Source organism: Rhodococcus sp. 105337 (assembly GCF_012844225.1).
Classification (GTDB): Bacteria; Actinomycetota; Actinomycetes; order Mycobacteriales; family Mycobacteriaceae; genus Rhodococcus.
Map to the genome: position 1 here is coordinate 44,497 of NZ_JABAGQ010000014.1, position 24,817 is coordinate 69,313.

Consider the following 24,817-nt stretch of genomic DNA (forward strand, 5'->3'; position numbering starts at 1 on the left):
GCGCCCGGGCGTCGGGCCGGTCGCCGTCAGGTCTGCGCGGTCGGTGCCGTCGGCGCTCCGGTCAGCGCGGCAGGAGCCCACGACGGCCACGCCACCTCGCCGACCGGGTCGCCGTCGACGAAACGCGCCGCGATGCGGGTGACGTCCGCGGCGGTGTTGTCGTAGACGGTCGAGTGGTCGGCCCGGTCGATCGCGTCCGCCACCAGCGGCCACACCCGCTCGAAACGGGAGCGGATCTTCTCTTCGGGGACCCGATGGCCCCCTTCGACGACGCGTTCGGCGACACGCGCGACGGACAGTTCGACGGGCACCAGCACCACGTGCAGCACCACCACATAGCCGGCCCGGTGCGCCCGGTCGATCAGGTCGAGTTTGGACGGGTGCGAGAACACCGTCTCGGCGATGAACGATTCCCCCTGGTCGATGAGGGCGTCGCGGATGGTCGCGGCGATCTGCGCGGCCTCGTAGGAGTGTTCCTCGGGGCTGTCCGGCCATCGCTGCTTGGCGATCACATCGGCGTTGACGAACACGCTGCCGGGCAGCAGGGGAGCGAGACGCTGCTCGACGAACGTCGTTTTTCCGGATCCGTTGGGTCCGACGACGAGATCGAGTCGCCTCACAGAACGATCTGGGTGCCGTCAGGCAGATGCTTGACGACGCGGCCCTGGTCGTCGAGCACCACCGACGCGAGGCCCCGCGCGGCGCGATCGGTGACGTGGTGACCGGTCGCGAGGGATTCTTCGAGGGCTGCGGCAATCTCGGCGTTGAACACCACGCCTTCTTCGTCGGAGAGTTCGCGCAGCGGTACCCGCCCGGCGAGCGCGGCCTCGACGCGGCGCCGCGCGACCTGCCGCTGGTTGGACACCTCGCGGCCGACGCGCGCCCAGTGTTCGAGTTGCTGGCGGGCCGAACGGTTTTCCCGTTCACCTTCGGATGCGGCCGCGTCGACGAGCTCCGACGAGAACCTGGTCACCTTGTCGACGACGTTCGTCATGACGTACTCCTTCGCGCGACGCGCCTTACCGTTCCTCCCAGTGTAGCAATCTGCTACACAGTTGGCCCGGGATCGTCCGACGCGGTGCCGACGAGGACGGCGAGCGCGTCCAGCAGGCGCTCGATCCCGAACTCCCACGCCGCACCGGGACTGTACGACGTGTTCAGCACCGCGCCGGCTGCCGCGCCGACCCGCCGCGCGAGCGGGAAGTCGTCTCCGACATAGACCGTGAGACGCTCGCTCCACGCGGACCACACCTCGGCCATGTCCACCGCGCGGGGATCGGGCCGGCGGGCCCGCGCCGCGGCGCGGGTGAAGTCCGCGACGAAGGTCAGCGCCGCGTCGCGGTCCACGTCACCGAGGCCGGTGTGGTCGAAGGCGTGCAGATCGTGGTCGTACTTCGCGATCGTCCCCGGCCCCAACGACACTCGCTGGTCCGCGATATCGAGGAGCCAGTCGTGTTCGCCGTAGAGGGCCAGGTCGGCGTCGGCGACCTCACGCACCCGGGCCCGCCAGTGGCCGGTGGCGTACGGCGCGCGCGGCTGCCTGGCGTGCACGCAGTCGGCCATGAGGACCAGCAGGTCGTCGCGGGAGCCGACGTGCGTGTACAGCGCCATACCGGAGATGCCGAGTTCGGCGGCGAGGCGACGCACGGTGAGGTGCTCGAGTCCTTCGGTGTCGGCCAGAACGATCGCGGCGTCGACGGCCTGCGAGGTGGTCACCTTCGCCCGGGGTCCCCGCGCGCCGCCTCGAGGGGCGGCGGGGTGGTCCCGCCACAGCAGATCGAGCAGTTCGCGCGCCATTGCAAATCTCTCCTCCGCGGGTCGGATACGAGCTACTCTATACACTGCACAAGGTTTTGGGGCTCCCTCGCACCCGAACACACCCTCGTCTCCGCCACCTGGAGGTACCCGTGAAAATCACCGACACCGCCCTGTCCCTGAACGTGGCCGACCCCGCGGCCTCCGCAGAATTCGCCACCACCCATTTCGGCTTCACCGAAGCGATGTCCGCCGACGGCTTCGTGTCCCTGACCCACCCCGACGCCGGCTTCAACGTCGTCTTCCTGCGCACCGGACTCGGCACCTTCAAGCCCGCCTCGATCGCAGGCCCGGCCGGCCAGGGCATGCTGATCGCCTTCGTCGTTGACGACCTCGACGACGAATACGCCCGCATCGCCGCCGCCGGCGCGACAGTGGTCACCGCGCCCGAGACCGAGCCGTGGGGGGAGCGGTTCTGCCAGTTCGCCGACCCCAACGGTCTCGTATGGCAACTCGTGCAGTGGGTCTGAGCGGGGCCTTCCACCTTCCGGTCGGCCGCCCGGTGACCCACAAGATCTACCGGGATGCCGCGCACCACTCCCGACTCGTGCTGCCGTTCACGGCACGCACGGCAGGGGAGTAGGAGCGGGGAGGAACCGCTGCGGCCGGGTGCTGCGAGGAAGACCCCTCGAAGCACCCGGCCGCATCCCCCCGACGGGTCAACTCACGATCAACGATTCAACGGGCTGTAGAAGACCAAGCCGTTGCCTTTGTTGTCGTACACCACCGCACGCCGCTCGTGCGCGTCGTCGTACGGACCTTGCACGATGCCGCCGCCGGCTTCTTCGGTGGCTTTCGCGGCGGCATCCACATCATCGGTCTTGATGCCCACGACGACCTGTCCGTGGATCGGATGATCGACCGATGTCGCGAGCGCGACCGTGACCGCGCCACCGTCGAGCGCGGCAAAATGCGTGCCGTCCCGGAACTTCAGTCGCATTCCCAGGCCCTCGCTGTAGAACTTGATCGACTCGTCGAGGTTGTCGGTCGACAGGACGATCATCTTCACTTCGTGGCTCACGGCTTCTCCTCGGATGAAAGTTGCCCAACCTTACGGCTGTCGACCTCGGCCCGACGAGGGTCGATTGTCACTCGTCGGGCCGATAACTTCCCCATTCCACAGCTCGTCACGTGGCGTGTGGACGCGAGCGGCGACGGACCCCGGCACCTGACCGAAGATCGTCCTGGTGCATTTTCCGGAGCGGGCGCCGGAGACGATGAAATACAGCAAGCCGGAGGGTGGACATAAAACGTCACTGTGACGTTTTGATGTCCACGGGCAGGATGGGAGCGGGGAGGGTCGCCGGGGCTCGAGTGCCGGTGTATTCGAATCGGACAGCCGAGGCGGGAGCCGGAGATCGGATCGCCGGCCACCAGGCGTCGAGGACGATTCGGCCCGACGATCGGCGCCGGTGGGCGGAAGACCGGAAGCGACCAGCGCGCGCCGAGGCGCGATGCGAAAAGCTGCGACGACGTCGCATCAGCTGCGTAGCGATACGCAACGTCTCCGGCGGGCTCAGGGATTACACACTGCCGTTTCCGCAGGTCACCGTTTCGCCGATAATCTACATTATGTCAAGTAACGCGGATCAGGCCCGCCCCCGGAGGGAGTGGAACGCCCGCCGAGCAACCCATGCCGTTTCCGGCACACCCGACTCCGGCGCGTCACGTGATGCGCCGACGAGTGGCGCGGTTAACCCTTCGGCCCGCTCGGCACATGAATCCCGAGACGCTCGAGCGGCCGGCCCGTGGATCTCGCGGGATTCGTGGACCATCGGCATCGGCGGTCGATATCCCGGATGACGCTGCGCACGCGAACGCCGCGTGCGAGAACACTGCGATCTCCGCACAAGCCCTTCCGGCACCAACCGTGGAGACGGCGGACGACCGCAGCGCGCCGACCCCGCGCGCCTCGGCCGCACCATGTGGGCCCGCGAACGTACCCCGTCCCCCGGGGTCGGGAAACCGAGGATGCGCCTCATCTGCCCTATCCAATTTTGATGGATAATCACCGTTATCCATGAATACTACTGCTGCACAACAGTTTCGGTGTTCGGAATGTGCGACCCGCAATCCCGCGATCCTGACGGCACCGCCTGCACCGGACACGCGACCGTCGACCTCGGCACCTCCTCCTCGGTGGATCCGGTCGACGCTCCCCGGCCGGCCAGGGCACGATCGGCACGCTGCACTCCCCTGACCCGGCCGGCACAGCGCCCTGTCCCCCATCCTCCGAGCAGCATCCGATGAGTTTGCCCGCCGCGCCCGGTCTACCTCTGCGTATCCATCCGAGACGACACGGGAGAACAGTGTGTCCCAGCTTTTGCGCGTACAGAACTTCACCGTTTCGAGCGACGGAATCGCCGCAGGAGAAGATCAGACCCTCGAGAACCCCTTCGGTCTCGACCACAGCGAAATGTTCGAGTGGGCCGGGGCCACCGCGAGCTGGCCCAACCGCGCCGATCCCGGCGGCACCCGCGGCATCGACGACTACTTCACCCGCGACTTCTCCCACAACATCGGTGCGGAGATCATGGGCCGCAACAAATTCGCTCCCAAGCTCGGACAGTGGCCCGACCCCGAATGGCGGGGCTGGTGGGGCGACGAACCACCGTTCCACACCCCGGTGTTCGTCCTGACGCACCAAACCCGCCCCTCCCTCGCACTTTCCGACACCACCTTCCACTTCGTCGGGGGCGAACCATCCGACGTCCTCGCCCGAGCGCGCGAGGCCGCGGGCGGCAAGGATGTCCGACTCGGCGGCGGGGTCACCACGATCCGGCAATTCCTCGACGCCGACCTGATCGACACCCTGCACATCGCAGTGGCGCCGCTCGAATTCGGGTCCGGCCTGCACCTCTGGGAGTCACCGGACGAATTGCACGACAGATTCCATCACGACGTCGTTCCCAGCCCGAGCGGCGTCACCCATCACCTGTTCTGGCGTAAGTAACCCGGCACAGTCGCATCCCCTGCTCACCCGGACGCCGACGCGGGTGAGCCGTTGCCGTGTCTGCCGAGCGCTGCCGTCCCACCTCGGATGTGGGTACTGTGCACCCAGATCGACGCGTGCAATCCCGATCGTCGGAAGGCTCACGATGTCTGCTGCCGTGTGGTTGACCCCCGGCGAGTTGGCTGCTCGGTCGGGTGTGGCGGTCTCGGCGCTGCACTACTACGAGTCGCGGGGGCTCATCGACAGTCGCCGGACGACCGGAAATCAGCGCCGGTACCGGCGCGACACACTGCGGCGGGTGGCGTTCATCCGGATCGCGCAGGGCGTCGGGGTGTCGCTCGACGACATCAAGGCGGCCTTGGATTCGTTGCCGGACAGCCGGGTGCCGACCGCCGAGGATTGGGCACGGATGTCCGCGTTGTGGCACGACGAGTTGACCCGCCGTATCGACGCGTTGACCGAACTCCGGGACGATTTCGCAGGGTGTATCGGGTGTGGATGCCTGAGCCTGAAGATCTGTCCGCTGGCCAACCCGGGCGATGTGCTTGCCAAGGAAGGTCCGGGCCCGCGACGGTTGCCCGTCCGCGGCGACTGACACATCGCCCGCACGTCGGAGACGGAACGACCGGGACCCCTGCCTCGCGTCGGTGTCGGCGAACCGCACACTCCGGCCTCACGCCGTGTCGGTGCAGCACCCGTCGGTCTCCTCCCCCTAGGTTCGACGCATGGGGAGTCGAGACAGGAGTCGAACACACGAAACAAGATCGACGGTGCCGAGGTGGTGGCCCGTTGCGGCGGTGATTCTTGCCGGCGCCGCGTTTCTCGCCCACGACCGGCTGCTGGGGTTCACCGACTACTACGGCTTGTTCGGCAACGGCGTCGACGCGCTGGTGTACCGGCACGGCGGCCTGACCGCGCGCAGCCCCGAACCGCTGTACTCCTTCTTTTTGTTCGACTCGTTGCCGTTCACGTACCCGCCGTTTGCTGCGCTGATGTTCGTGCCGCTGTCGCTGCTCTCCGCGGCGGGCACCACCATCGCGGTGAACCTGGTCAATCTGGTGCTGTTGTACCTGGTGGTCCGGCTGAGCTGGCGCGCGCTCGGTTACGAGGATTCGGTGTGGATGCGGGTCGTCAGCGCGGGATCGGCGGTGGCGCTCACCTGGATCGAGCCGGTGCGGATGACCCTGTGGCTGGGTCAGATCAACCTGGTGTTGCTCGTCTTGGTGCTCTGGGATCTGTCCCGTCCGGAGCAAAGCCGCCTGCGTGGGATCGGCGTCGGCCTGGCCGCGGGCCTGAAACTGACGCCGGCGTTCTTCATCGCCTATCTCGTGGTGGTGCGACAGTGGCGTGCCGCCATGGTCGCGACCGTGACCTTTGCCGTGACGATCGTGGCGGGTTTCGGGGTGATCTTCACCGACGCGTGGCAATTCTGGACCTCGGCGATCATCCGCTCCGACCGCATCGGGCTGATTTCCTCACCGGCGAACCAATCGGTGCGGGGCATCCTCGCGCGGGCGCTCCACACGCAGGAACCTCCGATGTGGCTGTGGTTGCTGTGCGCCGCCGTAGTGGCCGGCGTCGGGCTGTGGGCCGCGCAGCTCGCCCACCGGCACGGCCGCCATCTGCTGAGCCTGACGGTGTGTGGGTTGACCGCGCCGATGGTCTCACCGTTCTCGTGGGGTCATCACTGGGTGTGGGTGGTGCCGCTGGTGGTGGTGTGCCTGGACCAGGCGGTGCGGTGGGGCCGATGGTGGGCTTATCTGCTTCCCATTGCTGCGGCGGTGCCGTTGTCCGCGTGGTACCGCTCCTACCCGGACGGTGTCGTCGCGATCGGCGTCTTCATGACCCCCGGTGAGCCACTGGTGCGCACCCTTCTCCAATCCGCGTACCCCATCGTGTTCGCGGTGCTGATCGTCGTCGTCCTGATCGCCTACGGTCGCGCGCCGACACGCGCTGCCGTGCCCGAAGAAGAACAGGTGCCGACCGCAGATCGGAGCCCGACGATGGTGATGGCACCGGTGGTCATCACCTCACCCGTCGTCGAAGAAGGAAAGACCGCGTCCGGGAGTTTCGGTGAGGGAAGCAAGGATTCACCCGCTCCGAGAGTGTGAGGCACTCGTATTCGCTTCGATCACGCCCTAGCGGAGCCGACACGCTGAGCGCAGTTCACCGTGCGGACGGAGATGCGCGGCTAGCATTGCCGAACGACGCGGTATCGGGCGGTCCGACACAAGGGATGCAGCGATGATTCGTAATGCTCTGGCACGAACCGTTCTCGTCCTTGCGACCGTGTCTGCGACCGGTCTCGCGGCGCCGGCACTCGTCGACGCGACGCCCGCTGAACCCGTTCCGGCAGTGGCAATTGCCCGGGGGATCGGTTATTCCGTTCAGGTCGACGGGCTGTCGATCACCTACACGGCCACCGATGTGCCGCGTGTGCCGCTCGTCGGGTCGCTCACGTTGCCGGGCTCGTGCACCACCGCGGTGGTCGACGCGGTTCGGGCCGCGCCGGTCGTCGGACCGGTACTGCTCGACTATCTCGTCGGTAACCCCGACATCGATGTTCTCGCCTTGCTCCGGGAACTCGGCGATGCCGACGCGATCACCGCGATACAGCCCCTGCAAGGCGCCAACCGCGACAACGTGGTGTCCGGAACGTTCCAGGACATCCCGCGAGGTGTTTATGCGGTCGTCAGCATCTGCAACCTGAACTCCGACCTGCTCGGCGCGGCCGGCGCGCTGGTCCTCGGCCCGGCATGGAGCTCGGGCTCCAGCGATGGGGGCGGATCGTCGATCGGTTCCAGCACCGGATCCTGAGGGGTGGGCTCATCGCCCGGTCCGTCACGTCACTCCCTCCTGTCACACTGGAATCGCACATGCGTACGACAGGGTGACCGAAGGAGGACGTGGGAATGACGAGCCGGGACGATCCTGGTCTGATCGAGTGGGTCTCGTCGTATCTGGAAACGCTGCAGACCGCGAAGCGGTCTCCGCACACCCTGAAGGCGTACCGCCTGGACCTGCATGCGGTGTGCACACACCTCGGTGAGCTGCGGGAACGGCCGCCCGCGGACCTGACAGTCGGCGACATCTCGATCCGCGCGATGCGCTCGGCGTTCGCATCGTTCGCCGCCGAGCGGCAGCCGGCCTCGGTGCGGCGCGCGTGGTCGGTGTGGAATAACTTCTGCAATTTCCTGGTCTCCGAGGGGGTGTCGGAGGGCAACCCGATGGCCTCGATCACCCAGCCGAAGAAACCTCAGCACACACCGAAGTCCTTCTCCCCCAGTGCGATTCACCAACTCGTCGAGACCGTCACCGTCGAGGCGCAGCGCCCGGCGGAATCGTCGCGGGAGTGGCCGCAACGCGACCTCGCGCTGATCGCGACGTTGCTGCTCACCGGCATCCGCTCGGACGAGTTGATCCGCCTCGACGTGGGCAGCATTCTCGGCGGAGCGGGCACGCCGGTGCTGCGGGTGCTGGGTAAGGGCGCGATCGAACGGGAGATTCCGCTCGAGGACAGCTGGACGGCCATCGTCTCGAGTTATCTCGAGGAACGGTACGCGCGGTTCCCGGCGCCGCGACGGCAGGTGCGCGGCGAGCGCGACGATCCGGCCGTGTGGGAGCGCTACCCGGGAACCGATCCGTTGTTCGTGGGCAGCGACGGACAGCGCATCACCCGCGGGACCCTGCAGTACCGGGTGCGTCGTCTCTACCGGCGCGCCGGCATCGAGTCCGAACGTAAACGCGGAGCGCTCGCGCACGCGCTGCGGCACACGTTCGCGACGAGCCTGGCCGACAGCGGGGCCACCATGGTCGAGTTGCAGCAGTTGCTCGGACATCGGTCCTTGCAGACCGTGCAGATCTACACGTCGGCGACCGGCGACGCGGTGCGGCACGCCGCGCAGCACAACCCGGTGTACGGACTGCTCGGCGACTCGGCACCCGGCCCGCACTGACCGCCCGGCACACCTGCATCCGGCGCGATCCCCCTGTGCTGCGGCGTGTCAACTGCGAGACTGGATGCAGTCCCACCCGCGTCGGCGGGCTTCCGTGGGGGTACCCAGGGGTGGTCGTGCCGACAACAGTGAAGGAGCATGCATGAGTGTCCAGTCGGGTGAGTCTCGTCATCGTGTCGTCGTCATCGGGTCCGGGTTCGGTGGATTGTTCGGTACCCAAGCCCTGAAGAATGCTGACGTCGACGTCACGTTGATCGGGCGTACCACCCATCATCTGTTCCAGCCGCTGCTCTATCAGGTGGCCACGGGCATTCTGTCGGTGGGCGACATCGCACCGGCGACGCGGATGATCCTGCGGAAGCAGAAGAACGCGCGGGTTCTGCTCGGTGACGTCGAAACGATCGACCTCGAGAACAAGACGGTGACCTCGCAACTCCTCGAGCGGCGCACCGTCACCCCGTTCGACAGCCTTATCGTGGCGGCAGGTGCCGGCCAGTCGTACTTCGGTAACGATCATTTCGCCGAGTTCGCACCCGGGATGAAGACGATCGACGATGCGCTGGAATTGCGGGGCCGCATTCTCGGCGCATTCGAGCAGGCCGAACTGTCCGACGACCCCGACGAGCGGGCACGGCTGCTCACGTTCGTGGTGGTCGGTGCGGGACCGACCGGAGTCGAACTCGCCGGGCAGATCGCAGAACTGTCGCGGCGCACGCTCCGGGAGGCCTTTCGCCACATCGACTCCACGGAAGCGCGGGTCGTCCTGCTCGACGGGGCACCGGACGTCCTTCCGGTCTACGGTGGCAAACTCAGCCGCAAGACCCGCCAGACTCTCGAAGGCCTGGGCGTGCAGATCCAGCTCAACGCGATGGTGACCGGCGTGGATGCCGACGGCTTGACCGTCAAGGAGAAGGACGGCACCGAACGGCGCATCGAGTCGCAGTGCAAGGTGTGGTCGGCAGGTGTCGCGGCCAGCCCACTGGGCAAGCAACTCGCCGAGCAGTCCGGAGCGGGCATCGACCGGGCGGGCCGGGTGGAGGTGCTGCCGGATCTCTCGTTGCCGGGATACCCGAACGTGTTCGTCATCGGCGACATGATGTCGCTCGACAAGCTGCCCGGTCTCGCTCAGGTCGCGATGCAGGGCGGCAAGTATGCGGCGAAACAGATCACCGCCTCGGTCGAGGAGGGACAGGATCCCGCGCAGCGTGCGCCCTTCCGGTACTTCGACAAGGGCAGCATGGCGACGATCTCACGGTTCAGTGCGGTCGCGAAGGTCGGCAAACTCGAGATCACAGGGTTCCTCGGATGGATCGCGTGGCTGTTCGTGCACCTGCTGTACCTGGTGGGATTCTCGTCGAAGGTGTCGACCTTGCTGTCGTGGGCACAGGCGTTCTTCTCGACCGGGCGCAACCAGATGGCGGCAACCGAGCAGCAGGTGTTCGGGCGGCTCGCGATCCAGCGGTTGCGGACCGAGGAGGACGCGGCCGAGGCACGCGAGGCTGTCGCGCGACGCGAAGCGGGATAACCCTCCGGGCGTCACACGCGTTGTTGTCTACGGGGTGACGAGTCCGCTCCGGTAGGCGATGACCACCAGTTGTGCGCGGTCACGGGCGCCGAGTTTCGCCATGGCATGACTGACGTGGGTGCGGGCGGTGGCCGGGCTGAGAAACAGGGCGGCACCGATCTCCTGGTTGCTCAGGCCCTCCCCGACCAGCGCGAGAACCTCGCGCTCGCGTTCGGTGAGGACGGAGAGCCGATCTTCCCCGGCCCTGTCCGCCGCCTGCCGGGTGGCGAACCGGCCGATGAGGCGGCGGGTGATGCGCGGCGCCAGCAGTGCATCACCCGCCGCGATCACGCGGATGGCATGCAGGAGTTCGGCCGGACCGGCGTCCTTGAGCAGGAAACCGCTGGCACCGGCCTGTAAACCCTCGAACACGTAGGCGTCGGTGTCGTAGGTCGTCAGGATGAGGATGCGTACATTTCCCAGCCCGGCAGTGGTGATCTCCCGGGTGGCTTCGATGCCGTCCAGGTTCGGCATGCGGATGTCCATGAGGACGACGTCCGGCCGCAGCGCGTAGGCCTTCGCTACCGCGTCCGTGCCGGTGGTCGCTTCCCCGACCACCGTGATGTCGTCCTCGGTGTCGAGGAGGAGCCGGAACCCGGAGCGCACCAACTGCTCGTCGTCGGCGAGCAGCACCTTGATTGTGCCGCTGGGCGTCGCTTCCTTTCCGGTCATGTGGCCGCCGTTTCGGTCGACGTCAGCGGAAGCCACGCGGTGACGGCGAATCCGCCGTCCGGCCGGGGACCCGCGTCGAGGTGCCCTCCCAGAAGGCGGCAGCGTTCCCGCATCCCGGCGAGGCCGTACCCGCGTCTGCTCTCCTGCTGCGCCGGACGGTCACTCCCCCGACTCGGGGCCGACAACGGCGAGACCGCGGGTGTCGCCGAGAGTGCTCGGCCTTCGTCGACGACGCCCACTTCCACAGCGTCTGCGCCGTAGGTGACGGTGATCGTCACGCGGGTCGCTCCGACATGACGGATCACGTTCGTGATCGATTCCTGCACGATCCGGTACACGGCGGTGCCGACCGCAGCGGGTACCGGCTGTTGAGGCGGCGGCGCATCCACGGTCAGATCGAGGCCCGCGTCGCGCGCCAGGTCGGCAAGGTCCTGGATCTGCGCCGGGCCCGGGTTCGGGGCCCGCCCGTCGGTGTCTCCCCCGACGCCGGCAGTTCTGTCGTCTCCGACGTTGTCGTCCCGGAGTACGTCGAGGATTGCGCGCATCTCCGCCAGTGCCCGCGCGCTGGTCTGCTCGATGACCTCGAGGGTTTCGCGGGCGCGCTCGGGGCGTTTGTCGAATACATGTGCGGTGACACCGGATTGGACGTTGATGACGGCGATGGCGTGCGCCACGGTGTCGTGTACCTCGCGTGCGATCCGGAGCCGTTCCGCGTCGACCCGGGCACGGGTTTCCTCGTCACGGGTGCGTTCGGCCACCGCGGCGCGTTCGAGTGCCTGCGCCGCGATCTGATTCCTCGCCCGCACGCTCTCACCGAGAGCCGCGCTCATGACCGACGCGCCGATGCGGAAGTAGACCCAGCCGATGGCGGCGGGTGGCTCGATGTCCGACGCGGCGATGAGCCATGCCGCGGACAGGACTACGATGCCCACGGCGGCCAGCCGGAGCGTGCGGTGCCCGTCGCCGTGCGCGGTGAGCGTGTAGAGGGCGACGAACAGCGCGAGCCACCCGGGCCCGTCCGGGAAGTCGAGGCCGTAATACACGACGCTGGTAAGCGCGGTGACGGCAAACACGGCGACCGGTCGGTCGCGGCGTACGACGAGGGCCGCGCCGGGGACGATCAACAGGAGATAGCCGAGGTTCCCGAGGTCGGACAGCGGACGCAGCACGACTTCGGGCTGCCCGCTGTTGCGCACCACAGTGCCCTGAACCTGCATGACGGTGACGAACAGCGCCAACAACAGGTCCTGAACACGGGCAGGCAGGCGGAACGACGCAGCGCGATCCTGCATGCAGTGATCATAGGTTTCCCGCGCCCGCAGCACCCGAGGTCTGCGGCTCGATCACCTACGTCCGCGGTTGCGGATCGATGCGCGCGGCGTACACCCGATGCCGTAGTCGCCGACGCCCGTCGGCCGATGACCTGCCGTCCCCGTGGCACGACGATCGAAGGTGCCCCATCTCGACGGATACCCGTCCGACCGAAAGGATCGTCATGTCTGTATTCGAGGTTTCTGTTGCCCCGCTTCCGGATCCCGCCTCCATCGTTGCCGCCGGTTACGAACTCGGTGTCGGCCGGGCGGTACCCACGACTGCGGCCGTGCTCGCGCTGATCGGCGTGGTCGCCGGCGCAGTGGCCCTGAGGCGTTCCCGCCGCTCCGGCACGCACCTCGCCCTGCCGTGGATCGTCGTCGCGTTGGCGACGGGAGCGATCGGTGTGATTGTCGGTGGGATGCACGGCGCGAATGCCGCCGGTGGTCCCAATACCGGCAACGGGGTCGTCGGCGCATTGTTCGCCGTGGTGCTGGGAGTGATCGCCGTCGTGCTGTGCGGTCTGAGTCTGGCCCGCTACCGCCGCACCGAGCGTGCCGCCCCGGTGCTGTCCGGCTCGTGACCTCGCTTCACGCCGACCTGAGCGCTCTCGAAGGACCCGCCCGCGAATTCTCACGACGTGGTGAGATCGCGGCGGCGGAACAGCATCACACCACCCGCGCAGAGAGCCAGGGCAATCAACGAGAGCGCGACCAGCGGACCGGCCGTGACCGACGCGGCCGGGACCGCCGGCACATGCGTGAACGGCGACACGTCCCGGACGGCGTCGGGCACCCCGAGGAGCGGACCGAACAATCCGACGACGAGGCAGAGGGCGAGCAGTGCCCAGGACAGCCCGGCCGACCAGGCGGGCAGTCCCCCGATGAACAGCACCACCGCGGCGGCGACCACCAGGACCGCGGGTACGAAGACCAGTGCCGCCCCGGTCAGCGCCGCGACCTGTCCGGGCACATCCCCGACGATCACGCCGTGGGCCAGACCCATCGCCGCTCCGGTGAGTGCTTGCAGCGTCGCGATTCCTGCGGCGACGAGACCCACGTGTGCGAGCATCCACCGGGGCCGGGAGAGCGCGGTGGCGAGGACCGGTTCGAGCCGGCCGGCCGTTTCCTCGCTGCGCATCCGCAGCAGCGCCTGGACGGCGTAGCCCGCGACCGCGATTGCCATCAGCGCGAAGATCGCCGCGAAGTAGGCGTCGATCAGATCGGTGACACCGCCGCCCAGGTCGGTGAGCACATCACCACCCTGCTCGCCGTCGCCGAGGAAGTCGTCGATCTGATCGGCGATCGCGCCGTACACCAGCGACAGGACGACGATCCCGAAGGCCCACCAGAACCAGATCGTGCGCTGCATCCGCCACGCCGATCCGAGCGCTGTGGGTAGTGCCCGTGACGCGCGGGGCGGTCCGGGTCGGGTCGGTACCAGCCCGGACCCGAGGTCGCGGCGTCCGGTGAGCGCGACGGCGACGACACAGAGCACCAGCGAGAACACCATCGGCAGCGCCAACACCCACCAGTCGTCGGTGTCGTACGGCCGCATCTGCTCGGCCCAGCCGATCGGCGACAACCACGTGGGCCATCCGCTTTCCACGCGGGTGCCGTCACCGGTAACCGTTCCGGTCATGTCGCCCACCGCGCGCAGCAGGAACGCCACACCCAGGGCGGCACCGGCCAGCCCGTTGGCGGTGCGGGCGCTGTCGGTGACCTGCGCGGTGACTGCGGCGACCGCGGCGAAGGCGATACCGGCGGCCGCGACGCTCGCGCCGAGCGCTGCCGACCCGCCCGCCGGTAGGCCCTGCAGTGTCAGCACGGCCGCACTGAGAACACCGAGCGTGAGGTTGGCGCCCACGGCGACGAGCAGGGCGGCGGCGAGCAGCGCCCGGCGTCCGACGACCGCTGCTCCGATGAGCTCGGCCGCGCCGGTCTCCTCGTTCTGGCGGGTGTGCCGCACCACCAGCAGCGTGGTCATCAGCGCGGCGGCCAGCGCCAGCGGCATGACGGTCTGGCTGGCGACTACAGCGCCCGTGCTGTAGCCGGACACCAGTCCGTTGGTGGCGAGCGCGACCGGGGACGCCGCGGACGCGGCTGCGAAACCCCGCAATTCGGCGACGGTGGGATACAGCCCCGCCACGCTGGCCGCGGAGAACGCGAGGATCGCGGTGAGGGCGAGCAGCCACACGGGCAACCGGATGCGGTCGCGGCGCAACGCGAGTCGGACGAGCCGCCCGGTACCGGCGAATCGTTCGGCGCCGGTCGTGGACGTCGGGGCCGCGGCGGCTGCCGTCGTCATCGCGGAGACGTTCCTGGTTCGGCTCGCCGGTGCCGCTCGCTCTCGCGGACCCGTTCGTCGCCGTAGTGCCGCAGGAACAGTTCCTCGAGAGTGGGTGGAGTGGACGTCAGCGAGGTGATCCCGAAGGTCAGCAGGTGGCGCAGCACCGCGTCGAGTGCGGTGGTGTCGACCTCGCAGCGGGTGTGCACACCGTCGATGCGGACATCGTGTACTCCGTCCAGTTCGGTCAGCCCGGTGACGGGACGGCCGGTTTCGGCGGTGATCGACGTGCGGGTGAGGTGCCGTAACTGGGTGAGAGTGCCGGTCTCGACGGTGCGGCCCTCCCGGATGATGCTGACCCGATCGCAGACCGCTTCGACCTCTGCGAGCAGGTGGCTCGACAGCAGCACCGTCTTCCCGGCCGCGGACATCTCACCGAGGCAGTCCTGGAACACCGATTCCATCAGTGGGTCCAGTCCGGAGGTGGGTTCGTCGAGGATGTAGAACTCGACGTCCGACGCGAACGCGGCGACGAGCGCGACTTTCTGCCGGTTGCCTTTGGAGTAGGTGCGGGCTTTCTTCGTCGGGTCGAGTTCGAAGCGGTCGAGAAGGTCCGCGCGGCGGGCCTCGTCCAGTCCGCCGCGCAACCCGGCGAGTAGATCGATAGCCTCGCCGCCGGTGAGGGTGGGCCACAGGTTCACATCGCCGGGCACATAGGCGAGGCGCCGGTGCAACGACACCGAGTCACGCCACGGATCGCCGCCGAGCAACCGGACCTGTCCCGAATCGGCGCGCAACAGCCCGAGCAGCACGCGGATGGCCGTTGACTTACCGGAGCCGTTGGGGCCGAGAAATCCGTGGATTTCGCCCGCTTCGACGGTCAGGTCGAGGCCGTCGAGGGCCCGCGTCGGACCGAACGTCTTGACCAAGTGCTCGACCGCGACCACCGTCATGGGGGCATGGTACGCCCGACCTCCGGGGGTCTGCCCGAGAAGAACAATCGGGACCGCGTGCAGATCCCTGAGCCGACCTGGCAGGTCAGTGGTGCGCCGAGTTCGAAAAGGGCCTGATCTCAACGGTATTGCGAAACCGAGGGGTCGGCGCGCCCGCAGGAGAGGACACAGCACGGTTTCGGAAGTGCGTCGGGTCGGTCTCGACGTCCGGACGTGTTAACGGAGGTCGGCGTCCCTGCGACATCTCCAACGTCGGGGTACCCCATCCATTCGGTCATCGAATTGAGGCACCCACCATGCGAAAAGCAACTTCTCTGCACCCTTCGTCGGGCAGTTTCCCCGCGGTCACACCGTCGTCGACGGCTACTGCGACGGCGGAGCAGGTCCCGTCTCCCTTCCAGCAGAACGCAGTTCCCGGAACGACGACCAAGATCGGACCGGTGACCGGGCCGAATACGTCGTCGACGCAGTACGGTGTCGGCGGTACGGACCTGGGCATTGCCCGCAGCCTTCCCAACGGCAGCCAGGCCGTCGTCCTGGGTGACACCTTCGACCAGGCCGGCGTCGGTGGCCCCGGGTGGCGGTCTCCGGTGATGCTCTTCACGAACGAGAAGTCCCCGGCGGACTACGCCGATGGACTGACGTTCCATGGGGCCGTCGGCGGCTCGTACGCCCGCCAGTTGTGGCCGTACACCCACGACAGGTACCCGTGGACCAATGGCGGGTTCGCCACGGTCCTGCCTTCGGACCTCCTCGTCATCGGCTCCCGCATCTACCTGTTCGTGACGATCTGCCGGTCCCTCTCCGAGGTCCTCTGGACGGAGATCCAGTATTCCGACGACAACGGCCAGAGCTGGCATCACGCGGGCCCCGCCGGACAACGCGACTGGCATCACGAGGGCGCTTTCCAGATGGGTATCACCTGGGAGATGGGGACCGACGGCTGGGTCTACATCATGGGCAACAAGTGGCTGGTGGACGGCGGATCGAACGTTCATCTGTACCGCTGCCGTCCCAACGAGGTGGCGGACCGCTCCAAGTGGTCCGGCTGGGGATGGAACGGGACGGACTGGGGATGGAACCGGGCATGCTCGGACATCTTCCCGGCGGGGACGAAGGTCCGGGAGATGAATCTCCGCTCGGTCCAAGGCCAGTGGCTGCTCACCTACACCCAGACCGCACCGGACATCCGCGTCAACGTGAAGGGCCTTCGCAACGGGCCGACATCCCATATCGGGGATGCTCCGACCACGACCGTGGTCCGTCACGTGGACCACGACCAGGAGCACCTGGACCGGAACAACACTCTCGCCCAGTGCTACGGCGGGTACGTCCTCGCCGGTTCCACGCTCGACGAGCTCTATGTTCTGGTCTCCCAGTGGGATACCCGCGACGGCTGGCCGTACCAGGTCAATCTCTACCGGCACACGGTCCACGCCGATATCCCGCGCCCCGCACCGGTACCGACGCTGGATCAGATCGTGGACGAGAACTACCTGCTGTCGCGGGCCGTCCTGGCCAAGGTGGGCGGGAACGTTGCGGACCTCCCCACCACTCCGGCGGTGGAGACACTCGACGCGGCGAGACAGACCAACACGGCGTTGCGGCGTGTCGCCGGCGTCGTGGGCGCCGGCACGGCAGGAATCTGACCTGACCCCCATCTCCCGCCGCGGGAACGCCATGAACCGTGGTCATCTCCGCGGCCGGCGGCGGGAGGTGGGGTCTCCCTTGTGCTGAGGGGTGAGTCGTTCCGATGAGAGCATCACGCCTGGACCGCTACAGCAGTCGGTGTGTCGGAGTTCGGCGAACGGTGCTCAGCCCGAGGCCGCGAGACCGATTGCCACGCTGGGCAGGACGAGCCACCAGGACCCGGCGGTTGTGGGCCGCTCCTGCCCCGCCGTTTCGTCTCCGGGGATGCTCCGCGCCCGTCTCCCGTCGCGTGGTGTCGGCGGATTCCGTTCGGTGCGCCGGACGACGGGAACGGGGTTGTCGCGATCCACGCGGACTCCTTCGGTGACGTCGAAACCGGACCCGGCTTCTGCGGCGAGTGGGATGTTCTCGAAATGTCAGGAAGCGATCAACCGGCGGAAGGTGCTGCGATGGAACACGATCGGTTCCACCTCTGCGTCGGTAAGCATTTCGTTGATGCGCAGCACGACGATGTCGTGATCACCGGCCGGAATCTCCTGTTCGACGGTCACGTCCATGCGCACGCTCGTGCCTGCCACGAACAGGGCACCGCCATCACGGATCTCGGTCTCGATTCCGGCGAACCGGTCACCGTTCTTCGCGGCGAGCACCTTCGCCGCACCGTCGTGCTCCTCACTCAGCACGCTGATACCCAGGTGCGGCAGAGCCGACAGTCGCGGCCACGTACCCGAGGTACGTTGCACGCAGAACGCAACGAGCGGAGGGTCGAGCGACACCGGCACGAACGTGCTCGCAGCCATCCCCACCCGCTCGCCGTGCACCTCGGCGCAGATCGCGACCACCCCGGAAGGGATGTGCGCGAAGGCGTGCCGCAGGGCGGTGCTGTCGAACGTGCTCATGACGCCCCGGTTCGGATGGCCACGGGCAGGGCCGGCGTCCAACGCTCCGCGTGCCGGCCGTCGGTGATGTAGCCGGCGTCGACAAGGTACCGGCCCGGCGACGGCGTCCCTGCGACGCGGGTGCGGGAGTACGGCTCGGGGTTACCCGTGACGACGGCGATCGTCATACGGCCACCTTTCGGATCTGCGTTGTCGGTTCCCGCGGTCGGCACGGGCACCCGCCATCCTTCGCTCCCCCGAACCGCGCGGAAACCCTTTCGCTCTGCTCGAGCAAAAGAGGGGCGCATGCCCGGCGGAGTGGCCTCGTCGCCGGTCGGAAACCTCGGGCGGATTCGGGCTCTCGGCGCCCACCGACGATCGGCGTGACGTCCGGCCGCTGCAGATCCGCCGCCCCACCGGTGCCCGGACCACCGGGTATGGTCCCGCCGGCCGTCTCTGTCCGCGAATGCTGTTGGGGGCACTCCGATCCGGCTATCTTCGACACTATTGCTTCCGGCACCTAGTGGTGACCGAAGTGTCGAAGGGACGGCAGCACATGAGGGTTCTGGTTCTCGGGGGTACGACATTCATCGGCCGGCGCATCGTGGAAAGACTCCACGAGCGCGGCGATCGGGTGCTGGTTGTCCACCGCGGACACCACGAGCCGTCCCCCTGGGTGGCGGTCGATCACCTACGGGTCGATCGGCTCGCACTGGGCGATCACGCCGACGATGTTCGCCGGTTCGATCCGGACGCCGTAGTCGACACCTATGCGCTGACCGCCGACCACGTCGATGCCGTCCTGCCGGCGATACCGGAGGTGCCGACGGTCGTGCTGTCCAGCGTGGACGTGTACCAGGCGTTCACGGGTCTCACCTCGGGGGCGTTGCGAATCCGCGGTGCCTCTGACCGAGGACTCCGAAGTGCGCCGGGAGCGCTATCCCTACCGCGGGGCCCGGAGGCCGGGGATCCCGGACGCCTACGACAAGCTCGATGTCGAGGAGCGGTGGCTCCCGCGAGGCGCCGTGGTGTTGCGTCTTCCCATGGTCTACGGACCGCACGATCCGCAGCGCCGGGAGGACCCGGTGCTGCGCCGGATCCGCGCCGGACGGCAGCACATCCCGGTCGGTGCCGGAAATCTGCTGTGGACCCGCGTCCATGTCGATGATGTCGCCACCGGCGTACTGGCCGCTCTGGACACCCGGGCCGCCGACGGCATGGCGGTGAATCTGGGCGAGCCTGCCACGGTGCCGGTGATCGCATGGGTGGAACAGATCATCGCGGCCGCCGGCTCCGCGCTGGAGCCGGTACGGGTACCGGAGTCGGTACTGCCCGGCGAACTGGCGCTGATGGGAGGACCGGCGCAGCATGTGCTCGTCTCCGTCAGCCGGGCGGAGAACCTTCTCGGCTGGTCTCCCGGCGACCCGCAGCAACGGGTAGCCGAATCGGTGCGGTGGCACCTCGACAATCCACCGGCGAGCACGTGGTCCGCCGAGGACTCACGGGTGGACGAGGATGCGCTCGGCTCCGCCTGACCCGACGACGGCACTCACGACGGCCGCAGGTGCTCGATCGTGAAGCCGTGCTGCTCGACGAGCCGTCGCGCGACCAAGGAACGATGACAGGCTTCGGGATCACCTTCGACGCAGAACAATGCGGCTGGTCCCGTGCTCGGCAGCACCGACACGACCGCCTCGAGATCCGCCGGATCGAGGATCTCGGCGGTGTAGCGGCTGACGTACCCGGTGGCGAGTTCGCGGCGGGTGCGTTTGCCGACACCCTGGCGGGCGTCCTCGGCGTACTGAAGCTCACGCAACTCGGTGGTCGGTGCCAGTTCGAGGTGGTGGCGGTATGCGATCCCGCTCGCGGCGAGTGAGGTCTGTAGTCGCTGCGAGTTCGCCCAGGCGTAGTCGGGTCCGCGAACCCCTCGACGCTGACGCACGTCGAGCAGCATCCTCACCTCCGCTCGACGCAGTCGTTCCAGGAACGTCGTCACGTCGAAGCCGTAGACGCCGATCGTCCACAGATCGGGCACCGGCACTCACCCCTCTCGGTTGCTGCCCGCGCCGCCGTGCCCCACGCGGGCAGCGGAACGGCGTCACGTCAGGCGACAGCGGTACCTTCGAGCTCGATCATCTGGCCGGGTATCGCCAGTCGCACCACGCCGAGCATCGTGGTGGTCGGTGCTGCCCGAGCGGCCGCAAGCCGTGAGGCGAGCACGCCGTAGTGCTGGAAAAGCAGGTCGACGTCGGTGGTGTACACGTTCAGCCGGACGAGGTCGGCGAGCGACATGCCCGCTTCGGCAAGCACACCCTCGAGATTGTTCAGACTCAACGCGACCTGTGCCGCCATGTCTCCCTCGTGCTGAGGAGCGCCGTCGGCATTCATTGCCGTCTGTCCGGAGCAGTACAGCGTCCTGGTGTGCCCGCTGACCACCTCACCCTGATTGAACCCCATCTCCACCGACCACGTCACCGGGTTGAGGACCGTTCGTTCGATCGTCACTTCGACTCCATTCGGATCCTGCGGGGCGCGTCCCCCGACCGCGACACCGCCGATGCGGCGTCGCGTCATGGAGCCTTCCGCTGAATCACGACACCTTGTGTCAGGTATTCGGTAACGTCCCGATTCGTGCGGGCCGACCGACTGGTGTCTCTGGTGCTGTTGCTGCGTCAGCGCGGCCGGCTGACGGCGGACGTCCTCGCCGAGGAACTCGAGGTTTCGGTCCGTACCGTCCTGCGCGACATCGAGGCGCTCTCCACGGCGGGTGTCCCCGTGTACTCCGAACGGGGCCGGCACGGCGGGTTCTCGTTGCTCCCCGGGTTCAGGACCCAGCTGACCGGGCTGAACCACGACGAAGCTCTGTCTCTGCTCGCTGCCGGTTCCGGTCCGGGCGGGCAGATTTTCGGACTCGGCACGGCTCGTGCGTCGGCGGTGCGGAAAATCGTCGATGCACTCCCCGAAAGCCACCGGATCGCCGCGAGCAATGCCGCCCGACGACTGCTCGTCGACCCCGAGACCGACCTGCTCTCCCGCCGCACGGCCCGCGACGAGGTTGCGGGCCCGATCCTGGTCGCGGTCCGGAATGCGGTCCTCGGCGGACGGAAGCTGCGCCTTCACTACTCCTCCGCGGGCCGGGCACCGCAGTGGCGCACGGTGGACCCGATCGGTCTGGTCACGGTGCGGGACAAGGCCTACCTGCTGGCCACCGAGTTCGGCTCCGACAGGACGCTGCGGATATCGCGGATCCTCGCCGCGCACGAGATGGCCGCAGCGGCGGAGCGTCCGGATCGGGTCGACCTGGCACGCATCTGGGCGCAACGCTGCGCCCGGTTCCTGTCCGAGGACCACATCGCCGTCGATGTGCGAGTCGACCCGGTGCGACGAGACGACCTGCTGGACATGGCGGAAGCCGTCCACACCGAGGAACCCGACGCCGACGGCCGGTTGCGCCTGGACGTCACGTTTCAAGATCTCCGGCACGCGGAGTGGGCGCTGTGGCAACTCGGCACCCAGGCCGAGGCGCTCGCACCGCCGGAGCTCCGCGCCTCCCTGCGCAGCCGGGCGCAGACGGTCGCGGATCGCTACCGAGAGCCCGTGTGACTCGATCCCGGTGTCGCGTGGGGTCGGCGGCGGTCAGCCGCCGAGATGCGCGGCGTCGGTGATGTTCGCGAGTCGCACCTGACCCTGGGCGACGAGGCGGTCCTGCTCGTCGGTGATGATCACCTTCCAGAGTTGCTGGGTGCGTCCGCGGTGCACGGGGGTGCCGACCGCGGTGAGAACACCTTCGCGGGTGGCACGGAGGAAGTCGGTGTTGTTGTTGACTCCGACGACGGTGCCGCGGTCGGCGAACCACGCGGAGCCACCCACGCTCGCGAGTGTCTCGATCACCGCGCAGTACACGCCACCGTGCACGATTCCGAACGGCTGGTGCTGGTTCGGGGTCACCGTCCAGCGCGCCCCCACCCGGTCGGGGCCGATCTCGAGGAATTCGAGGCCGAGGGCGGTGCCGAACCCGTTGGCGTTGAGCGCTGTGGCGGCGGCCGGGTCGTGCAGCGAGGTGGGGTCGAGCCGGGGCTGATCGGTCATGCGGTCTCTCCGTTGCATGCGGGGCCGCGTCCGGTGGATCCGGGCGCCGGTGGCCACCGAACGATGGTAGGGCATCGCGGTTTTCGGTCACGTCGCGTGTTTCGGTTGCGCGGCGCGTTCGCCGTACCCATCCCTGGACCGGGGCCACGGGATACGCACGACGGCGGGCCCCACGAGTGCTCGTGGGACCCGCCGTCGGTATGGACCCGGGAATCACTGCAGCCCTCAGGACTCCGGCGCGGTCCGTTGTTGCGCGAACATCCCCACTATAGGGAAGGCTGCCCTTATTTCACAAGACCTCGAACCGGAAACCCTGCTGCGACGAACGCGTCGAGGAGAATCTGCCCCCGGCGCGCGGCGACCCGCCGGGATCCGCCGCCGAGAATCGGCAGTTGCGCCGCACCGGTCACCACGGACCGGCCCACCATGGCCCAGAATCGCGGACCGTCGAGGGGCGCGGACCGGCAGACGGCGCCGTGCACCGCCGTCAGGGCACTGACGGCGCGATGCGCCGTCCACACGGCCATCGCCTCCTCGCACGGCAGCACCACCACGTCGCCGGAGTCGGCGGCGCGATCGTCCGGCAGAACCCGCAGCGTGTCGTCGGCGACACCCGCCCAGTCGATGCAGCCGTCGCTGTCCTGATGCAGCCAGAGATTGTCCAGTCCCGGATCCCACACGCGGCCGTCCAAGACATACGGGGCGAGCACGCGTCCGGTCACCGCATGGATGAGCGCGGCGGCGACCTGTTCCGCGGCGATGCGGGGATCCTCGACGTCTTCGCGCGCCCGGGCGTAGAGCAACTCGATGCGGTGCGTGCGCTCCATTCCCCCGAGGTACCACCAGCGTCGCCGCGGTTCCTCGTCCACGCACGCGACCGCGTACACGCGCGGCGCTCCCGCGGTGAGTGATTCCAGTCGCCGGCGCGTGTCGTCGAACGCGCGGACGGGGGTGGGAGCGGCCGCGGGTGACGGCAGCAGCAGAGTCGTCATCCGACCTCCTGATCGACGGGTCCCGTTAATTAGGTAAGCCTAACCATTGCAGTCCGGGCGGGAGCGCGCAACCCTCCCGTTCCCGTTCCCCCGGGCACCCCCTCCCGCCGCCACATAGGATTCCGTAACCTAACTCCTAGATCCGCAGTCCCACTCGCGATCCCTCCCGAGGAGCACCCCGCGCACGTGACCACCACCCCCCACCGCAACGCCGCCCCACCGGCGTCCACCCCGATCACCCCGCCCACCACGGGGCGTCGCGTCGCCGCCGAACTCCTCGACCTCGCACTCGTCGCCCTCCCCCTCGCCATCGGCGCCCTGGTGGTCGACACCCTCGGCGACGCACACGGCGGCGGGCAGGCCGACCGCATCGTGTTCGGCACCGCAGCCGTCCTCATCGCCGCAGCGGTGCTGTGGTGGAATCGCGGACTCCGCGAAGGCCGCACCGGACAGAGCCTCGGCAAACAGTGGCTGGGCCTGGTCACCCGCGACACCGTCACCAGCGCACCGGTCGGCGCCCGGGCCGCACTCCTGCGGCGCGGCACCGACACCGTCACCGTCAAGGCCGCCGTCCACGACGGCTTCACGCCCCGACCGGCCGACACCAGCCTCCCCGCGATGCGCCGCCGCCGACTCCTCGGCCTCGCCGTCCTGGCAGTTCTCCTCGTGCTCGTCCTGCTCGCCAGCATCGCCGTCGGTGCCCGGCCCATGTCCTTCGCCGAGGTCTACCACGCGCTGGCCGTCAACGACGGCGCCGAAACCGACCTGATCGTGCACTCGCTCCGCATCCCCCGCACCCTGCTCGCCCTGATCGTCGGCATCGCACTCGGCGTCGCCGGAGCGCTCATCCAAGGGCACACCCGCAACCCCCTCGCCGACGCCGGCCTGCTCGGCATCAACGCCGGTGCCGCGTTCATGGTGGTGCTCGCGATCTACCTGTTCGGCGTCACCACCCCCGCCCAATACCTGTGGTTCGCGTTCGCCGGCGCCATGCTCTCGAGCATCGTCGTGTTCGGCTTCGCCTCCGTCGGCAACGGCCGCTCGAGCCCACTGAGCCTGGCCCTGGCCGGCGCGGCCGTCGCCTTCTTCCTGCAGGCGATGATCCAGACCATCGTCCTGCTCGACCAGACCAGCCTCGACGGCTACCGATTCTGGGTGGTCGGCTCCGTCGCCGGCCGCGGCATGGACGTGCTCTGGCAGGTCCTCCCGTTCCTCGTCGCCGGACTCGTCGTCGCCATCGCGGGCACACCGTCGCTCAACGTGCTCAGCCTCGGTGACGACGTCGCCCGCTCCCTCGGCACCAACGTCGTGCTCACCCGCGTGGTCGGCATCGCCGCCATCACCGTCCTGACCGGCGCAGCCACCGCTGCCTGCGGACCGATCGCCTTCGTCGGCCTGATCGTCCCGCACATCGCCCGCGCGATCACCGGGCCCGACTACCGATGGCTGCTGCCCTACGCCGGGCTGCTCGGAGGCGTCCTGCTCGTACTCGCCGACGTGATCGGCCGCATCGTGGTGCGCCCCGGCGAACTGCAGGTCGGGATCGTGCTCGCACTCATCGGCGCCCCGTTCTTCATCGCCCTGGTGCGACGCCGGAAGCTGGTGGCACTGTGACCACCACCCCCGGCACCGAGACCCCCACGCCCCTCACGGCCCCCGTCGACAGCGCGCGGCGCCGCTCGCCGATCCAGATCTCCA

27 protein-coding genes and 1 pseudogene are annotated in these 24,817 nt (G+C 68.4%); 13 read left to right on the forward strand and 15 right to left on the reverse strand.

Annotated features, from left to right (window positions below):
* Window positions 1-26: 26 nt before the first annotated feature.
* The 3 genes from HF886_RS18660 to HF886_RS18670 are packed head-to-tail and all read right to left on the reverse strand — an operon-like array spanning window position 27 to window position 1,797.
* The gene (locus HF886_RS18660; protein WP_169653140.1) at window positions 27-620 is read right to left on the reverse strand and encodes a zeta toxin family protein; all 594 of its coding nucleotides are present in this window, start codon (window positions 618-620) and stop codon (window positions 27-29) included.
* On the reverse strand, window positions 617-994 hold the full coding sequence (locus HF886_RS18665) for a hypothetical protein (protein ID WP_169653141.1): 378 nt from the start codon (window positions 992-994) through the stop codon (window positions 617-619). The genes HF886_RS18660 and HF886_RS18665 overlap by 4 nt, the downstream gene beginning before the upstream one ends.
* Window positions 995-1,047: 53 nt before the next feature.
* Complete coding sequence (locus tag HF886_RS18670; protein WP_169653142.1) at window positions 1,048-1,797, reverse strand: TetR/AcrR family transcriptional regulator C-terminal domain-containing protein; 750 nt, start codon at window positions 1,795-1,797, stop codon at window positions 1,048-1,050.
* Between the two features lie 110 nt (window positions 1,798-1,907).
* On the opposite strand from HF886_RS18670, the gene HF886_RS18675 reads away from it, so the two are divergent.
* Entirely contained in the window at window positions 1,908-2,285 is a 378-nt protein-coding gene (locus HF886_RS18675; RefSeq protein WP_169653143.1) for a VOC family protein, read from the forward strand.
* Window positions 2,286-2,485: 200 nt separating this feature from the next.
* On the opposite strand, the gene HF886_RS18680 is transcribed toward HF886_RS18675, so the two are convergent.
* The gene (locus HF886_RS18680) at window positions 2,486-2,818 is read right to left on the reverse strand and encodes a VOC family protein (RefSeq protein WP_169622382.1); all 333 of its coding nucleotides are present in this window, start codon (window positions 2,816-2,818) and stop codon (window positions 2,486-2,488) included.
* A 1,308-nt stretch (window positions 2,819-4,126) separates the two neighbouring features.
* Here HF886_RS18680 and HF886_RS18685 point away from each other — a divergent pair.
* The 6 genes from HF886_RS18685 (at window position 4,127) to HF886_RS18710 (ending at window position 10,249) form a co-directional block, all read left to right on the forward strand.
* On the forward strand, window positions 4,127-4,768 hold the full coding sequence (locus HF886_RS18685; RefSeq protein WP_169653144.1) for a dihydrofolate reductase family protein: 642 nt from the start codon (window positions 4,127-4,129) through the stop codon (window positions 4,766-4,768).
* Between the two features lie 145 nt (window positions 4,769-4,913).
* Window positions 4,914-5,363, forward strand: a complete 450-nt coding sequence (gene soxR / locus HF886_RS18690) for a redox-sensitive transcriptional activator SoxR (RefSeq protein ID WP_169622309.1) — start codon at window positions 4,914-4,916, stop codon at window positions 5,361-5,363.
* Between the two features lie 175 nt (window positions 5,364-5,538).
* Window positions 5,539-6,879 carry a glycosyltransferase 87 family protein gene (locus tag HF886_RS18695; RefSeq protein WP_346765411.1) on the forward strand — a complete coding sequence of 447 codons (1,341 nt, stop codon included), beginning with the start codon at window positions 5,539-5,541 and terminating at the stop codon, window positions 6,877-6,879.
* A 133-nt stretch (window positions 6,880-7,012) separates the two neighbouring features.
* Window positions 7,013-7,585, forward strand: a complete 573-nt coding sequence (locus HF886_RS18700) for a hypothetical protein (protein ID WP_169653146.1) — start codon at window positions 7,013-7,015, stop codon at window positions 7,583-7,585.
* 95 nt (window positions 7,586-7,680) lie between these two features.
* Entirely contained in the window at window positions 7,681-8,724 is a 1,044-nt protein-coding gene (locus HF886_RS18705) for a tyrosine-type recombinase/integrase (RefSeq protein WP_169653147.1), read from the forward strand.
* Between the two features lie 142 nt (window positions 8,725-8,866).
* Window positions 8,867-10,249 carry an NAD(P)/FAD-dependent oxidoreductase gene (locus HF886_RS18710; RefSeq protein ID WP_169653148.1) on the forward strand — a complete coding sequence of 461 codons (1,383 nt, stop codon included), beginning with the start codon at window positions 8,867-8,869 and terminating at the stop codon, window positions 10,247-10,249.
* A gap of 27 nt (window positions 10,250-10,276) precedes the next feature.
* On the opposite strand, the gene HF886_RS18715 is transcribed toward HF886_RS18710, so the two are convergent.
* Together HF886_RS18715 and HF886_RS18720 are read right to left on the reverse strand one after the other, a co-directional pair.
* Entirely contained in the window at window positions 10,277-10,960 is a 684-nt protein-coding gene (locus HF886_RS18715) for a response regulator transcription factor (RefSeq protein ID WP_169653149.1), read from the reverse strand.
* A complete protein-coding gene (locus HF886_RS18720) occupies window positions 10,957-12,252 on the reverse strand; it encodes a sensor histidine kinase (protein WP_169653150.1) in 1,296 nt (431 codons plus the stop codon). Before HF886_RS18720 ends, HF886_RS18715 begins: the two co-directional genes overlap by 4 nt.
* A gap of 203 nt (window positions 12,253-12,455) precedes the next feature.
* Between HF886_RS18720 and HF886_RS18725 the strand changes: the two genes are divergently transcribed.
* On the forward strand, window positions 12,456-12,854 hold the full coding sequence (locus HF886_RS18725; RefSeq protein ID WP_169622316.1) for a DUF6223 family protein: 399 nt from the start codon (window positions 12,456-12,458) through the stop codon (window positions 12,852-12,854).
* Window positions 12,855-12,904: 50 nt separating this feature from the next.
* Here HF886_RS18725 and HF886_RS18730 read toward each other — a convergent pair whose 3' ends face one another.
* Window positions 12,905-14,578 (reverse strand): anibiotic ABC transporter, encoded by a 1,674-nt coding sequence (locus HF886_RS18730; protein WP_169653151.1) that lies wholly within the window; start codon window positions 14,576-14,578, stop codon window positions 12,905-12,907.
* Window positions 14,575-15,510 (reverse strand): ABC transporter ATP-binding protein, encoded by a 936-nt coding sequence (locus HF886_RS18735; RefSeq protein ID WP_169622318.1) that lies wholly within the window; start codon window positions 15,508-15,510, stop codon window positions 14,575-14,577. Before HF886_RS18735 ends, HF886_RS18730 begins: the two co-directional genes overlap by 4 nt.
* Before the next feature lie 440 nt (window positions 15,511-15,950).
* Between HF886_RS18735 and HF886_RS18740 the strand changes: the two genes are divergently transcribed.
* The gene (locus HF886_RS18740) at window positions 15,951-17,159 is read left to right on the forward strand and encodes a DUF4185 domain-containing protein (protein ID WP_169653152.1); all 1,209 of its coding nucleotides are present in this window, start codon (window positions 15,951-15,953) and stop codon (window positions 17,157-17,159) included.
* Window positions 17,160-17,324: 165 nt separating this feature from the next.
* On the opposite strand, the gene HF886_RS18745 is transcribed toward HF886_RS18740, so the two are convergent.
* The 3 genes from HF886_RS18745 to HF886_RS18755 all read right to left on the reverse strand — a co-directional run bounded on the left by HF886_RS18745 (window position 17,325) and on the right by HF886_RS18755 (window position 18,277).
* On the reverse strand, window positions 17,325-17,510 hold the full coding sequence (locus HF886_RS18745) for a hypothetical protein (RefSeq protein WP_169653153.1): 186 nt from the start codon (window positions 17,508-17,510) through the stop codon (window positions 17,325-17,327).
* A gap of 66 nt (window positions 17,511-17,576) precedes the next feature.
* A complete protein-coding gene (locus HF886_RS18750; protein ID WP_169653154.1) occupies window positions 17,577-18,059 on the reverse strand; it encodes a flavin reductase family protein in 483 nt (160 codons plus the stop codon).
* Window positions 18,056-18,277, reverse strand: coding sequence for a hypothetical protein (locus tag HF886_RS18755; protein WP_169653155.1), 222 nt, complete (start codon window positions 18,275-18,277; stop codon window positions 18,056-18,058). The genes HF886_RS18750 and HF886_RS18755 overlap by 4 nt, the downstream gene beginning before the upstream one ends.
* A 317-nt stretch (window positions 18,278-18,594) precedes the next feature.
* Between HF886_RS18755 and HF886_RS21175 the strand changes: the two are divergent.
* Window positions 18,595-18,759, forward strand: a pseudogene (locus HF886_RS21175) (NAD-dependent epimerase/dehydratase family protein); the annotation flags it as partial.
* Window positions 18,760-18,937: 178 nt separating this feature from the next.
* The gene (locus HF886_RS21180) at window positions 18,938-19,573 is read left to right on the forward strand and encodes an NAD-dependent epimerase/dehydratase family protein (RefSeq protein WP_346765412.1); all 636 of its coding nucleotides are present in this window, start codon (window positions 18,938-18,940) and stop codon (window positions 19,571-19,573) included.
* A 14-nt stretch (window positions 19,574-19,587) separates the two neighbouring features.
* On the opposite strand, the gene HF886_RS18765 is transcribed toward HF886_RS21180, so the two are convergent.
* Both HF886_RS18765 and HF886_RS18770 read right to left on the reverse strand, forming a co-directional pair.
* On the reverse strand, window positions 19,588-20,073 hold the full coding sequence (locus tag HF886_RS18765; protein ID WP_169622322.1) for a DUF488 domain-containing protein: 486 nt from the start codon (window positions 20,071-20,073) through the stop codon (window positions 19,588-19,590).
* 68 nt (window positions 20,074-20,141) lie between these two features.
* Window positions 20,142-20,537, reverse strand: coding sequence for a RidA family protein (locus HF886_RS18770; RefSeq protein ID WP_169653181.1), 396 nt, complete (start codon window positions 20,535-20,537; stop codon window positions 20,142-20,144).
* A 132-nt stretch (window positions 20,538-20,669) separates the two neighbouring features.
* Here HF886_RS18770 and HF886_RS18775 point away from each other — a divergent pair, with 132 nt between their 5' ends.
* Window positions 20,670-21,641 (forward strand): WYL domain-containing protein, encoded by a 972-nt coding sequence (locus tag HF886_RS18775; RefSeq protein ID WP_169653157.1) that lies wholly within the window; start codon window positions 20,670-20,672, stop codon window positions 21,639-21,641.
* A 33-nt stretch (window positions 21,642-21,674) separates the two neighbouring features.
* Here HF886_RS18775 and HF886_RS18780 read toward each other — a convergent pair whose 3' ends face one another.
* Together HF886_RS18780 and HF886_RS18785 are read right to left on the reverse strand one after the other, a co-directional pair.
* The gene (locus HF886_RS18780) at window positions 21,675-22,127 is read right to left on the reverse strand and encodes a PaaI family thioesterase (RefSeq protein ID WP_169622324.1); all 453 of its coding nucleotides are present in this window, start codon (window positions 22,125-22,127) and stop codon (window positions 21,675-21,677) included.
* A 284-nt stretch (window positions 22,128-22,411) separates the two neighbouring features.
* The gene (locus HF886_RS18785) at window positions 22,412-23,119 is read right to left on the reverse strand and encodes a hypothetical protein (RefSeq protein WP_169653158.1); all 708 of its coding nucleotides are present in this window, start codon (window positions 23,117-23,119) and stop codon (window positions 22,412-22,414) included.
* A gap of 234 nt (window positions 23,120-23,353) precedes the next feature.
* On the opposite strand from HF886_RS18785, the gene HF886_RS18790 reads away from it, so the two are divergent.
* On the forward strand, window positions 23,354-24,733 hold the full coding sequence (locus HF886_RS18790; RefSeq protein WP_296549290.1) for an iron chelate uptake ABC transporter family permease subunit: 1,380 nt from the start codon (window positions 23,354-23,356) through the stop codon (window positions 24,731-24,733).
* The last annotated feature ends 84 nt before the right edge of the window (window positions 24,734-24,817 follow it).

What these genes read in the sequence shown, in the direction of transcription:
- HF886_RS18665 (WP_169653141.1), bottom strand. Translation starts at nt 994, where the DNA reads ATGACGAACGTCGTCGACAAGGTGACCAGGTTCTCGTCGGAGCTCGTC.
- HF886_RS18670 (WP_169653142.1), bottom strand. Translation starts at nt 1,797, where the DNA reads ATGGCGCGCGAACTGCTCGATCTGCTGTGGCGGGACCACCCCGCCGCC.
- HF886_RS18680 (WP_169622382.1), bottom strand. Translation starts at nt 2,818, where the DNA reads ATGATCGTCCTGTCGACCGACAACCTCGACGAGTCGATCAAGTTCTAC.
- soxR (WP_169622309.1), top strand. Translation starts at nt 4,914, where the DNA reads ATGTCTGCTGCCGTGTGGTTGACCCCCGGCGAGTTGGCTGCTCGGTCG.
- HF886_RS18700 (WP_169653146.1), top strand. Translation starts at nt 7,013, where the DNA reads ATGATTCGTAATGCTCTGGCACGAACCGTTCTCGTCCTTGCGACCGTG.
- HF886_RS18705 (WP_169653147.1), top strand. Translation starts at nt 7,681, where the DNA reads ATGACGAGCCGGGACGATCCTGGTCTGATCGAGTGGGTCTCGTCGTAT.
- HF886_RS18710 (WP_169653148.1), top strand. Translation starts at nt 8,867, where the DNA reads ATGAGTGTCCAGTCGGGTGAGTCTCGTCATCGTGTCGTCGTCATCGGG.
- HF886_RS18715 (WP_169653149.1), bottom strand. Translation starts at nt 10,960, where the DNA reads ATGACCGGAAAGGAAGCGACGCCCAGCGGCACAATCAAGGTGCTGCTC.
- HF886_RS18720 (WP_169653150.1), bottom strand. Translation starts at nt 12,252, where the DNA reads ATGCAGGATCGCGCTGCGTCGTTCCGCCTGCCTGCCCGTGTTCAGGAC.
- HF886_RS18725 (WP_169622316.1), top strand. Translation starts at nt 12,456, where the DNA reads ATGTCTGTATTCGAGGTTTCTGTTGCCCCGCTTCCGGATCCCGCCTCC.
- HF886_RS18730 (WP_169653151.1), bottom strand. Translation starts at nt 14,578, where the DNA reads ATGACGACGGCAGCCGCCGCGGCCCCGACGTCCACGACCGGCGCCGAA.
- HF886_RS18735 (WP_169622318.1), bottom strand. Translation starts at nt 15,510, where the DNA reads ATGACGGTGGTCGCGGTCGAGCACTTGGTCAAGACGTTCGGTCCGACG.
- HF886_RS18750 (WP_169653154.1), bottom strand. Translation starts at nt 18,059, where the DNA reads ATGAGCACGTTCGACAGCACCGCCCTGCGGCACGCCTTCGCGCACATC.
- HF886_RS18780 (WP_169622324.1), bottom strand. Translation starts at nt 22,127, where the DNA reads ATGACCGATCAGCCCCGGCTCGACCCCACCTCGCTGCACGACCCGGCC.
- HF886_RS18785 (WP_169653158.1), bottom strand. Translation starts at nt 23,119, where the DNA reads ATGACGACTCTGCTGCTGCCGTCACCCGCGGCCGCTCCCACCCCCGTC.